Genomic DNA, 11367 nt, shown 5'->3' on the forward strand with positions numbered 1-11367 from the left:
ACTCATCACTCATCACTCATCACTCATCACTCATCACTCATCACTTCCTCTATCGGTCCAACTCCGCCGCGATCACGTTCAAGCTTCCCAGCACCGCCACCACGTCGGATAACGTGTGGCCGCGGATCAGGTGCGGAAAGATGGCGAAATGAATGTACGACGGCGGGCGGCAGCGCGCGCGGTACGCCACGTCGGTGCCGTCGCCAGCCAGGTAAAAGCCCAACTCGCCGTTGGGGGCTTCAATCGCACTGTAGCACTCTTCGTGCGGCGTCTCGAAGCCTCGGTTGGTCATCGTCAGTTCGAAGTGGGAGATAGTCCCTTCGATCGATCGGTAAACAAGCCCCTTATCCGGCAACGCGGTTCGCTCGTCTTGGCCGACGTTCACTGGTCCGCTCGGCAGGTTTTCCAATGCCTGAGCGACGATTTTCAAGCTCTCGCGCATCTCGGCCATCCGCACGAGGTAACGCGCGAAGCAATCGCCCGACTTCATGCAGCAGACTTTGAAGTCCAGATCCGCGTAAGCGAGATACGGCTCGTCCTTGCGGAGGTCGCGCGTCACGCCGCTCGCGCGGGCAATCGGCCCGGTGGCGCTGCGATTCGTGGCCTCTTCCTTCGTCAACACGCCGACGCCCTTGGTGCGGTCGACGAAGATGCGATTGCGGTTCAGCAACCGCTCCATGTCTTCGAGCGTCTTCGGGAACGTCTTCAAGAACGTGCGGATCTTCTCGATCACTAGCGGCGTGAAGTCTTGCGAGACGCCACCGACGCGCGTGTAGCTGTTCGTGAAGCGGGCGCCGCACAGCGTTTCGAAGATGTCGTATAACACTTCGCGCTGATAGAAGCCGTACAGAAAAAACGTGAACGCGCCGGTATCGAGCCCCACGGCGCCGTTGCAGAGCAAGTGATCGCTGATGCGGGCGAGTTCCGCCAGGATCGTGCGGATGTACTTTGCCCGCGGCGGCAGCTCCATGCCCAGCAGCTTTTCCACCGCGCCGTGCCAGGCGATGTTGTTCGCCAACGGCGAGATGTAATTCATCCGGTCGGTGACGGTGACATACTGGTTGTAATCCAGATGTTCACCGATCTTCTCGAAACCGGAGTGCAGGTAGCCGATGTCCGGCATGGCGTCGACGACCCGTTCGCCGTCGAGCTTGAGCACCAGGCGCAGCGTGGTATGCGTCGCCGGATGCTGGGGGCCGAAATTCAGCGTCCAGATGTAGTCGACCGGCTCATCATGCGCCAAGTCGATCGTTTGAAATGTTGGTGCGGCTGTTGGCGCCATCGTGTCATGCCTGATTGCGTCGGAGCACGGGGAAGTTATGACGCTCCCCGCGTCCTTGCAACGGGTAGTCCTTGCGCAAGGGGTAAGCCGTGAACTCGTCGGGCATCAAAATGCGTCGCAAATCGGGATGCCCATCGAACACGATGCCGAACATGTCGAAGACTTCGCGTTCCATCCAGTTGGCGCCTTCCCAAAGTGGGACGACGCTGGGGACGTTCAACTCCGGTTCATTCAAATACACGCGAAGGGTAATGCGCTCGTTGGTCTCGGTCGAAGCCAGCAAGTACACGAGTCCGAAGCGATCCTTGGCGTCGCGATAGTTCAAGTAATCGACGCAGGTGATATCGACCAGCAAATCGAACCCACGCTGGCACAAGAACCACTGCAAGGTCTCAAACAGCTTTCCACGCGACGCGACAACGCGCGTATCACCACGAAACTCGCTCACGGCAAGCTCCGGATACGCGGCTAACATCGCTTCGAGCGTGGTAGTTTTGAGCATGTTTTCTTAGTTTGAAGTTTTCAGTGTTCAGTTTTCAGTGTTTCGGCACAGCGTCTTCACTGAACACTGAACACTTCAAACTTCCTCCCTATCTCAACAAATGCATGGGCCTTTGGATCACTGGCAGTTCGATCAGCGCCCGCTTCGTTGCTTGGCGTGATTTCAGTTCGAACTCTTCGCCGGTGATCGTGCCTTCGTTTTGAATCATGTCTTGCAGGTCGATGATGGCTTGAATCAGTTGCTCCGGCCGCGGCGGGCAGCCAGGGATGTACATATCGACGGGGATGAAGCGGTCGATTCCCTGCACCACCGAATAGGTGTCGAACACGCCGCCGGTCGAGGCGCAGGCGCCCATCGAGATGCACCACTTCGGCTCGTGCATTTGCTGCCAGATGCGTTGCAGCACCGGCAACATCTTCATCACCACGCGGCCAGCGACGATCATCAAGTCGCACTGCCGAGGGCTAAACCGAAACACCTCGGCGCCAAACCGGGCCAAGTCGTGCTTGCTCGCCCCCGTGGCCATCAACTCGATGCCGCAGCAGGCCGTGGCGAAGGGCATCGGCCACAGGCTGTTCTTCCGGCACCAGTTGGCCAGCGAGTCGAGCTTGCTCACCACCACGTTTTCGGGGAGCTCTAACGCCATCGGAACACCCCTTTTTTCCAGACATAGAGCAGGCCCGCGGCCAAGAGTGTGATGAAAATCATCACTTCGGTGAAGACCAGACCGCGACCATCCACCCAGCCCGCGGCCACCGCCCCGTCGATCCCCAGCGGCTGACTGCTCATCACTCCCGGCGCGGCGGCAGCTCGGCTGGCGACCGCCCAGGGATAGAGGAACAGCAACTCCACGTCGAAGACCAGAAAGACGATCGCCACAAGATAGAAGCCGATATCAAACCGCCGCCGCGTATCATGGATCGGATCCATGCCGCTTTCGTACGGCATCTGCTTGACGGCCGACTGCCGCTTGGGCCCGAGCAGCTTCCCTACCGCTAGCAAGGCCAGCCCCAGGCCGGTGCTAGCCAAAACAAAGAGCAGAAGTGGGACCGCTGCGTCCTGCATAAAGTCTTGTGCTGCAATGACTTGTCATTCGACGCCAGGCACTTTGTGAATGCTTTCACAAGCCCGGGCCGAAAAAAATCCGACCAGCGTCGGATGAATGCCAGCATGGTAACGATGGTGCGCGGGATGGTCAAGACGCCGACGATGGACCGCCCTTTTTAAGCGGCTCGCCGCGAAAACTGTTTGGCCGGCTCCGCCTGCTTCAGGCGGTGTTCCAGCCCGTTGGCGACGAGCGTGTCGCCGAGCACCCGGTGGAAGTGGGCGTAGCGTTCCGCGAATCGGGTGTATTCGCCGCGATCGCCGAGGCGTTCCACGGCCTCATTCAACTGCCCTGCGGTCAGCGACTCGTGGTCCGGACAGTAGTAATAGGGAAGCCCGTACGTCTGGCAGTACGATTCCGCCCGGGAGCAATTGGCCAGAAACACCGCCGGGTTGCCGTGCGAGAGGTGGAACATATTGCCGTGCAGTCGGCAGCCAATGGCGCCGAACGAGCGTTCCACGAGGTCGACATAGGGGGCCAGGTCGTATCGGTACAGCGTCGGGACGCTCGGCGCGAACCAGGGGATGCCCCAGCCGAGGAAGCGGTCTTTGTCCTGTTGCGCGGCCACGGTTAGCGTAAACCGTTTGCGTTGCAGGATCTGCACCAGGCTCCGCACGTTGCGGCGCTGGCCTTTGCGCACCGTGAGTGCGACGTGGTTTTCGCGGCGATAGGGCTGCACGCCTAGCGCCGAATAGGGAGTCGCCCGGACCGGAAACGCGTTCATTCGCGATGGAGAGACACCCACGGGACGCTCGCTGTCCAAGGGACGCATGGTCCATTGCGCCGCCAGGCTGCGGTACAGCGTGGGGCAGCCGGTCAGCGTGACGTTGCGAATCCCGGCCTCGGCCAGGGCCTCGCGCGTCCGCTCGTCGCGCACGCTGGCCTGATGGCAGGAGTCGTGAATGATCCGGAGTTGTTCGAGCGTATCGTCGTCGAAGGCGTTGTCTTCGCCGACGTGCCGCGTCGTGCCGACTCCCAAGGGAATGATCGGCACGCGGATCGCCTTCAATTGCTCGGCCGTGAAGCACCAGCGTCCCGGCCGGGCCAATTGCCGGTACCAGAGATTGGTGCCGACAATCACGGCCGCATCGCAACGATTGATCTCGGCGATGTGTTGATCGGTGATCGGTTGCCGCGGATCGATGTCGATGCTCTCCGCCGCGTCGTACGACAGGATCCGCTTGACCGCGTCCTCAATGAACAAATCCCCGACATTGCGCGTCGACAATTTCGGATTGATGAAGGCCAGAACGCGATGCATGGGAATGAGCCAGGTATCAAATGCCAGGAATTGGAGCCGGAAGCGTTAGCGCCCGGCGGGAATCACGTTCGGCGTCGCTGAGGGCTGTTCACTTCGTTCACAGACAAAAATTACCTGCGGCGCCAGCAGGCTCATGAGTCCCGGCGCCCATTTGCATAAATGCCGCGTCGGATAGAGACGATCCGCAAGTTCACTTGTGCGCGAGATGAATCCGTGCGTGGGAATACGCTCCAAGATGCGGAGCCCAGCGTCTTGCAGCCAGCCTGCGAATTCCGTCAACGGCACAAGCGTCTGCCAGGTGTGGTTGTCGCGCGGGCGCTTGCCGAGCCAGCGTCGCCAGCGCCGGGCGATGTGATCGATGTTCACGTAGGACGCCAGCAGCGCGCCGCTGGGCGTCAATCGTCGCGCGAGTTCGCTCAACAAATTCTGTTGGTCCGCGACATACTCGCAAATGCCGGAGGCCACGACGCAATCGAATCGTTGATCGCCGAAGGGCACACCATCGACATTCAGGTCGCACTGCACGACGTTGGGGCGACCCAACTTGGCGACGGCCGTCTTCGAAATATCGCAGCCGAAGTAGCGCGTCTGCGGCAGCAGCGCCGTCACGCCGCGGGCCACCTCGCCGGTGCTGCAACCCACGTCGAAAATGCTCGCCGGCCGCCGTTGGGCGATCACCCTGAGCATTTCGCGAAGTCGATCATGCAGGCAGTCGTAGGCGACGGCCTTGGCTTCCCAATAGCCACTGGCCACGGCGGCGTTCGGTCGATGTTGGCGATTTTCGGCGGAAACGGTCGACACGCTGAGAAATCCCCGAATTGGTCACATCGTCCTCGCACGAAGGCGCGCGAGAGCCGCCCGCCGGGGCTTTCACACCCTGGCCGGGGCGGGAGAATAGTAAAACCTCCGGGTTCAGGTCAATGTTCATTCGCTTGGCCTTGGCCGATTGTCGCTATACTTAAGATGCAGGCCCGGCGGGAGTTGGACGGCCGGGCGAAATGCGTGAATTGAGGCGTTTCGCCGTTAGTCGCTGTCTGGCTATTTGCGGGCTAAACTCCCTTTGGCGACTCAAAATCGAGCCCACGCCATTCGCCGCAGATATTGTTGGCGGAACCCTGGGCGTAGAACTGCCACCTGGCAATCGATTGAGAGCCCAGCGTCTCGGTCGGCCAACGCGACGTTCCATCGGTCCTATCAAGACCCTTTGGCGGCTTCTGCCTGACGCCGAATCCGCACTTCAACTGAGTCTTGGTGAAGGCTCTGCCTCGGTGCGCCGCCGCGCGAATTCTGCTAGAATTCCAGGCTACAACTCCAATAAAACACTCCGCGACGGCGGGCCGCGCAGTTTTGTGCTGGCGCCAGTCGCATTCTGGAAACTAGGAACTCATGTCAGAAATGTCCGTTCAACAGCGCTTGCTGGAATACGTCCAGCGGCCCAACTATCGGCCCGTGAAGCCGAAAGTAATCGCCAAGAAGCTTGAACTCACCGAGGATCAGGTCGGCGAACTGCGCCGTGCGATTCGGCAGCTCGTCAAGGCGGGACAGCTCGCCTATGGCGAGAAACACTTTGTCAAATTCACTGGCAAGGCCCCACCCGTCGCCGCAGGAGCCGTGGCCATTTCCGCGGACGTGGCGGCCGACGACGAGCCTGTCGCGGAAGCGCCCAAGAAAAAGAAGAAACAACATGACGCCGTCGCGCCCGACGCGGCGCCGTCGGATCGCGTAATCGGCACCTTTCGGCGCAAGGAAAAAGGCTTCGGCTTCGTTCGGCCGCGCTCGGCGCTGCCCGACGGGTTGCCGATGCAAGATTTGTACATTGCCGGCGATATGGCCGGCGACGCGTCGAGCGGCGACCTGGTGCTCGTAAAAATGCTCGATCGCGGGCGCGGCGGGCTCGGTCCGCGCGGCGCGATCGTCGAAGTGCTCGAACGTGACACGCATCGCTTCGTCGGCACGTACTTCGAACGCGCAGGTTCCGGGTTCGTGCAGGTCGACGGTACGCTCTTCGCGCAGCCGGTGTTCGTCGGCGATCCCGAAGCGAAGAACGCGCAGCCGGATGACAAAGTGGTGATCGAGATGATTCGCTTCCCATCGCACGCGCGCGACGGCGAAGGGGTGATCTCCGAAGTCCTTGGCAAACGCGGGGAGCCAGGCGTCGACACGCTGTCGATCATCCACGAATACAACTTGCCCGGAGATTTTCCGGATGACGTGTTGGAAAACGCCCGCGAAGAGGCCGAGGCGTTCGTCGAGGAAGTCGCCGAGGGTCGGCTCGATCTGACCAACACGACAATCATTACCATCGATCCCATCGACGCGCGCGATTTCGACGACGCGATTTCGCTGGAGCGGACACAGGATGGCGGCTGGCGCCTGGGCGTGCATATCGCCGACGTGTCGCACTTCGTGAAGCCCAAGACCGCATTGGATCGAGAAGCCTACAGCCGCGCGACGAGCATTTACCTGCCCGACCGCGTGATTCCGATGCTGCCGGAGATCATCTCCAACAGCCTGGCGAGCTTGCAACCGGATCGCGTGCGGTTCACGAAAACGTGCTTCATCGAGTTCTCGGCCGAAGGCGTACCGACGCACAGCGAGGTGCATAGCTCCGCGATCAAAAGCTGCCGGCGATTCGCCTACGAGGAAGTGGACGATTATCTGGCCGATCGAGAGCCCTGGCGAGAGAAATTGACGCCCGTCGTACACCAATTGCTCGCGCTCATGCACGAGCTGGCGATGCTGCTGCGGGCGCGGCGGATGCAGCGCGGATCGTTGGAACTGTCGATGCCCGAAGTGAAGGTCGACCTCGACAAGCAAGGTCGCGTGATCGGCGCGCATCGCGTGGAAAACACGGTGAGCCACCAGATCATCGAAGAGTGCATGCTGGCCGCCAACGAGGCGGTGGCCGAAATGATCCACGCCAAGGATTGGCCGTTCCTGCGGCGAATTCATCAGGCGCCCGATCCGCGCAAGCTCAAGGCCCTAACGGAATTCGTCAACTCCCTGGGGATTGCCACCGAGAGCCTGGAAAGCCGCTTCGAGATGCAGGCTGTCTTGAAGCGTGTCGAAGGGCAGCCGGAACAACAAGCCGTCAACTACGCGGTGCTGCGTTCACTGCAACGCGCCGTCTATGGGCCGGCCGTCGAGGGGCACTTCGCGCTGGCCAGCGATTGCTACTGCCATTTCACTTCGCCAATTCGTCGCTATCCGGACTTAACGATCCATCGGCTGATCGACACGATGCTGGCACATCGCAAGCCGCATCAGGATTTCGACGACCTCGTGATTTCGGGCGAGCATTGCTCGGAGCGCGAGCGCACGGCCGAAAGCGCCGAGCGCGATTTAACCAAGGTCAAACTGTTAAACTACCTCAGCGAGCGAATCGGCGAGCAAATGGAAGCCGTCGTCACGGGCGTCGAGGAGTATGGCCTGTTTGCCATGGGCGTCGAGCTCCCCGCCGAGGGCTTGATCCACGTCACCTCGCTGTCCGACGATCACTATCGCTACGACGGCCGGTCCCACACCTTGTCGGGCAATCGCTCGGGCAACACGTATCGGCTGGGCGATCGCATCCAGGTGGAAGTCGCGCGCGTGGATCTCGACCGGCGCGTGCTGGATTTCCGCGTCGTCGATCACCGCCCGCGAAAGCCGCTCGTAGAACAGCCGGGAAGGCCCGCCCAGCACGGGCCCAAAAAGCCGCGCGAACGTGGTCACGCGACGCGCCATAAGAAAAATGCCCCCAAAGCGAAGCCGAAAAAGCGGCGCAAGTCGCTCTAGTGCAGCGTCAACTCTAAGAATTCGGGTTGGGTGCCACTGGCGGCTTGTCCGCCAGTGCTGGAATTGACTCGGCATTCAGCTTCCGTCTCGCACTGGCGGACAAGCCGTCAGTGGCACTCGCGCACCCGTAGATTAAGCGTTGACAGAGCGCTAGCCGCCATGTCAGGCCGACAATTGCGGCCGGCGCCAGCACCGAAAACTGAACACTGAAAACTTCAAACTCCTTGAACTACCTCGCGCACGGCTACCGCTTTGTCGATCGTCCGTACTTTCTGGCTGGCGCCGCGCTACCGGATTGGCTAAACGTCGTCGATCGCCGTTGCCGGGTGCGGTCAAAGCATGTGCTGCCGTGGTGCGACAGCGAGGACGTCGCCCTGGCGGAGTTCGCCCGCGGCGCGGCGCAGCATCATTTCGACGACGGCTGGTTCCACGAGTCCCAGGCGTTCTACGAATTGAGTTGGCAACTCACCTGCGCATTTCGCGAGCGACTGAATCCGGACGATGGCATGCGGCCGAGTTTTCTCGGACACATCGTGGTCGAGCTATTGCTCGACGCGGTCCTCCATGAGCAATCGCCGGGCTTGCTGGACGCCTATTACGACGCGCTCGACCAAGTCGACCCAACCGAAATTGAACGCTGGGTCGCCCGACTAGCGCCGCGACCGGCAACAGGCCTGGGTCGCTTCATCGAGTTATTTCGCCAATCCAGATTCTTGTATGACTACGCGGACGATGCCAAACTGTGCTACCGACTGAACCAGGTGATGCGTCGCGTGGGGCTGCCGGCATTGCCTGAAACTATTTGCGAAATCCTGGCTCCGGCGCGCGTGGCGGTCGCCGCACGTGTTCCCGAGCTATTGGCAGGCGCCCCCACACCCATCCACGGCGAGGAGTTGACGCGATGAAATTCGGCCTGAACATGCTGCTCTGGACTGACACCGTAACCGAGGCCCACTTTCCAGTCCTGGAAGAGATCAAGCGCCTGGGCTACGACGGCGTTGAGTTGCCGATTTTCAATTTGGATCCCGCCCCCTACGCCGCGCTGGGCAAACGCCTCGACGCCATCGGGCTCAAGCGGACCGCAGTCACCGTGCGCACCGCGTCGGACAACCCCATTAGTCCCGACGCGGCGATCCGTCAGGCCGGTGTGGAAGCGAACCGCCGAACCTTGGAGTGTTGTCAGGCCGTCGGGGCGGAGACCCTCGTGGGCCCCTATCACTCGGCGCTGGGCGAATTCACCGGCCAGGGACCGACCGACGACGAATTCAAATGGGGCGTCGATTCAATGCGCGCCACGGCCGAACATGCGGCCAAGTGCGGCGTCCTGCTGGGCGTGGAGTACCTGAACCGCTTCGAGACGTATCTCCTGACGTCAGCGGCGGATACGGCGCGCTTTATCGAGGCGGTAAATCACCCGTCGTGCAAAATGATGTACGACACCTTCCACGCCAACATCGAAGAAAAAGACATCGCCCAGGCCATTCGGACGGCTGGAAAACACATTTGCCACGTGCATATTTCCGAGAACGATCGCAGCACGCCCGGCGCGGGGCATGTGGATTGGAAAACGTCGTTCTCGGCGCTCCGGGAGATCGGCTACGACGGCTGGTACGTGATCGAGGCCTTCGGACTGGCGTTGCCGGCCTTGGCGGCGGCCACCAAGATCTGGCGGCGGATGTTCACGGACGAGATGCAACTCGCCCGCGAAGGCCTGGCGTTCATGAAGCGCGGGTGTCAAGGGTAGGGTCCGGCTTCGATCCCTACTTATTGGGGAGAATCTGTCGACGAAATGGGCGGCGCTCGACGAAATTCGACCAGCCGCGGATTTCGAGGAATGCGCGGAATTCGTGAATAGTTCTTGAATCATTGCCGAACAATTGCCATACTATGCGGCACAGAGAGAGGCCAGCAGGTTCGTTCGAATCATCCACCCTGGGCTGACACCCCGTCTCGTCCAGGCGCGCGCTGGGGCCGTGTCTTTCGTACTCATTTCTGACTCTCATTTTAGTGCTGCCGTTCGGAGCAGTCGAAGGAGCCGCGTCATGCGACGACGTAGAGCGTCCGGCTTTACGCTGGTGGAATTATTGGTGGTGATCGCCATCATCGGTATCTTGATCGCCCTGTTGTTACCGGCCCTGCAAATCGCCCGCGAAGCCGCGCGGCGTGCGCAATGCACGAACAACATCAAGCAATTGACCTTGGGCTGCCATACGTTTATGGCCACCCAGAACTCGTTCCCGCCTGGCGTGCCGATTTGCCAGACGAAACCGAACTGGGGTGCGCAATACGGTACTCAAGCGGCAGCCCCTGGCGGCCTGTGGTGCGCCGGTCCCAACTGGGCCATGAACATCCTGGGCCAGATCGAACAGCCGGCGTTGCACAAGTTCACGCTCAAATGCATGAACACGGAGTGGAGCGCCTGTGACGACTGCGAGCATATGGAAGGTGCCGTTGGCACGGAAACACCCACGGCGTTCCTATGCCCTACGTCGGAGCGCGCGGTGCAGAGGACCTCGGCCGCCTCGAACGGGTTGGCTTTGGAGAATTTGTCGAAAGGGAACTACGTCGCAAACTTTGGCAAATTCACCTACGGCTCGTTCCTTGTTCCAACCGAAGCAGGTGCGTTCCAGCCCGAGCCGATTTTCGCCATGAAAGAGCGCTGGTTCACCAGCGCGCAGGGCGAGAGTACGGCCGATGACGTATCTGGCAACGGCATCCCGAAAATGGGCTACGGCGTCGGTCGCAAGACTTCGCACTTCAAGGACGGTACCTCGAACACGATGTTCATCAGCGAGATTGTCCCGTACGACGCTCCGACGCTCGGTCAGCATGACCTGCGAGGAGTTTGGGTCGCGCCGGCCATGGGCGCTTCGTCATTTTCCGCCAAGTTCCCGCCGAATAACGAGGGCTTGGATGTCATGGGAGCATGTGCATACCCCAGCGGTGGACGCACCGGCAGTGCCTACAACGGCGACTTCCTGTTTTGCAAGAAGTCTTCGAGCCTCAACGCCGACCAATCCGCCTGTTCGCCTCGCAGTCGCCATTCCGGCGGCGTGGTATGCTCGATGGCCGATAGCTCGGTACGGTTCATCAACGACAGCGTCGACATCCTCGTCTTCCAAGCCATGGCCAGCCGCTCCGGCCGCGAACCTGGCGCCACCAGTGGCGAGTAATTCGTAGTCGATGAGAACTTGAAACAGCGGCCGGCGCAAACGCGCCGGCCGTTTTTTTTGTTGGAGGGGGGAGGAGTAAAGGAGCAGAAGTGTAAAGTAGAATCCCTTCCACGCGCCTCCTTTCCTCCTCCCGCTCCCCTTCTCAAGGGCACTCCGCAACATGGGTCGCCGCGCATTGCGAAAACTCGATCCGACGATCGATTTGTCGGAAACACTGCTCACTTTCGAGCGATTGCCCCAGCCTTGGGACGCGAAAGGGTTGTTCGG

The 11367-nt window shown here is 60.8% G+C and carries 10 protein-coding genes; 4 read left to right on the top strand and 6 right to left on the bottom strand.

Annotation, left to right across the window (positions count from 1 at the left end):
• Nucleotides 1–49: 49 nt before the first annotated feature.
• The 6 genes from nuoD to SGJ19_09720 all read right to left on the bottom strand — a co-directional run bounded on the left by nuoD (nucleotide 50) and on the right by SGJ19_09720 (nucleotide 4951).
• Nucleotides 50–1282 carry an NADH dehydrogenase (quinone) subunit D gene (nuoD, locus tag SGJ19_09695; GenBank protein ID MDZ4780512.1) on the bottom strand — a complete coding sequence of 411 codons (1233 nt, stop codon included), beginning with the start codon at nucleotides 1280–1282 and terminating at the stop codon, nucleotides 50–52.
• A 4-nt stretch (nucleotides 1283–1286) separates the two neighbouring features.
• A complete protein-coding gene (locus SGJ19_09700) occupies nucleotides 1287–1784 on the bottom strand; it encodes an NADH-quinone oxidoreductase subunit C (protein ID MDZ4780513.1) in 498 nt (165 codons plus the stop codon).
• Between the two features lie 88 nt (nucleotides 1785–1872).
• Complete coding sequence (gene nuoB / locus SGJ19_09705; protein MDZ4780514.1) at nucleotides 1873–2430, bottom strand: NADH-quinone oxidoreductase subunit NuoB; 558 nt, start codon at nucleotides 2428–2430, stop codon at nucleotides 1873–1875.
• Nucleotides 2421–2849 carry an NADH-quinone oxidoreductase subunit A gene (gene ndhC, locus SGJ19_09710; GenBank protein ID MDZ4780515.1) on the bottom strand — a complete coding sequence of 143 codons (429 nt, stop codon included), beginning with the start codon at nucleotides 2847–2849 and terminating at the stop codon, nucleotides 2421–2423. Before ndhC ends, nuoB begins: the two co-directional genes overlap by 10 nt.
• Before the next feature lie 158 nt (nucleotides 2850–3007).
• A complete protein-coding gene (locus SGJ19_09715; GenBank protein ID MDZ4780516.1) occupies nucleotides 3008–4150 on the bottom strand; it encodes a polysaccharide pyruvyl transferase family protein in 1143 nt (380 codons plus the stop codon).
• Nucleotides 4151–4195: 45 nt separating this feature from the next.
• Nucleotides 4196–4951, bottom strand: a complete 756-nt coding sequence (locus SGJ19_09720) for a class I SAM-dependent methyltransferase (GenBank protein MDZ4780517.1) — start codon at nucleotides 4949–4951, stop codon at nucleotides 4196–4198.
• Nucleotides 4952–5545: 594 nt separating this feature from the next.
• Here SGJ19_09720 and rnr point away from each other — a divergent pair.
• From rnr to SGJ19_09740, 4 genes are all read left to right on the top strand, one after another.
• Nucleotides 5546–7927: a ribonuclease R gene (rnr, locus tag SGJ19_09725; GenBank protein ID MDZ4780518.1), complete on the top strand. Its 2382-nt coding sequence runs from the start codon at nucleotides 5546–5548 to the stop codon at nucleotides 7925–7927.
• Nucleotides 7928–8151: 224 nt separating this feature from the next.
• On the top strand, nucleotides 8152–8832 hold the full coding sequence (locus SGJ19_09730; protein ID MDZ4780519.1) for a hypothetical protein: 681 nt from the start codon (nucleotides 8152–8154) through the stop codon (nucleotides 8830–8832).
• Nucleotides 8829–9671 carry a sugar phosphate isomerase/epimerase gene (locus SGJ19_09735; protein ID MDZ4780520.1) on the top strand — a complete coding sequence of 281 codons (843 nt, stop codon included), beginning with the start codon at nucleotides 8829–8831 and terminating at the stop codon, nucleotides 9669–9671. Before SGJ19_09730 ends, SGJ19_09735 begins: the two co-directional genes overlap by 4 nt.
• A 298-nt stretch (nucleotides 9672–9969) precedes the next feature.
• The gene (locus SGJ19_09740) at nucleotides 9970–11100 is read left to right on the top strand and encodes a DUF1559 domain-containing protein (protein ID MDZ4780521.1); all 1131 of its coding nucleotides are present in this window, start codon (nucleotides 9970–9972) and stop codon (nucleotides 11098–11100) included.
• Nucleotides 11101–11367 lie beyond the last annotated feature (267 nt).

It is taken from the genome of Planctomycetia bacterium, assembly GCA_034440135.1.
GTDB lineage: Bacteria > Planctomycetota > Planctomycetia > Pirellulales > JALHLM01 > JALHLM01.

What these genes read in the sequence shown, in the direction of transcription:
- SGJ19_09740 (MDZ4780521.1), top strand. Translation starts at nt 9,970, where the DNA reads ATGCGACGACGTAGAGCGTCCGGCTTTACGCTGGTGGAATTATTGGTG.
- nuoD (MDZ4780512.1), bottom strand. Translation starts at nt 1,282, where the DNA reads ATGGCGCCAACAGCCGCACCAACATTTCAAACGATCGACTTGGCGCAT.
- nuoB (MDZ4780514.1), bottom strand. Translation starts at nt 2,430, where the DNA reads ATGGCGTTAGAGCTCCCCGAAAACGTGGTGGTGAGCAAGCTCGACTCG.
- rnr (MDZ4780518.1), top strand. Translation starts at nt 5,546, where the DNA reads ATGTCCGTTCAACAGCGCTTGCTGGAATACGTCCAGCGGCCCAACTAT.
- SGJ19_09700 (MDZ4780513.1), bottom strand. Translation starts at nt 1,784, where the DNA reads ATGCTCAAAACTACCACGCTCGAAGCGATGTTAGCCGCGTATCCGGAG.
- SGJ19_09735 (MDZ4780520.1), top strand. Translation starts at nt 8,829, where the DNA reads ATGAAATTCGGCCTGAACATGCTGCTCTGGACTGACACCGTAACCGAG.
- SGJ19_09715 (MDZ4780516.1), bottom strand. Translation starts at nt 4,150, where the DNA reads ATGCATCGCGTTCTGGCCTTCATCAATCCGAAATTGTCGACGCGCAAT.
- ndhC (MDZ4780515.1), bottom strand. Translation starts at nt 2,849, where the DNA reads ATGCAGGACGCAGCGGTCCCACTTCTGCTCTTTGTTTTGGCTAGCACC.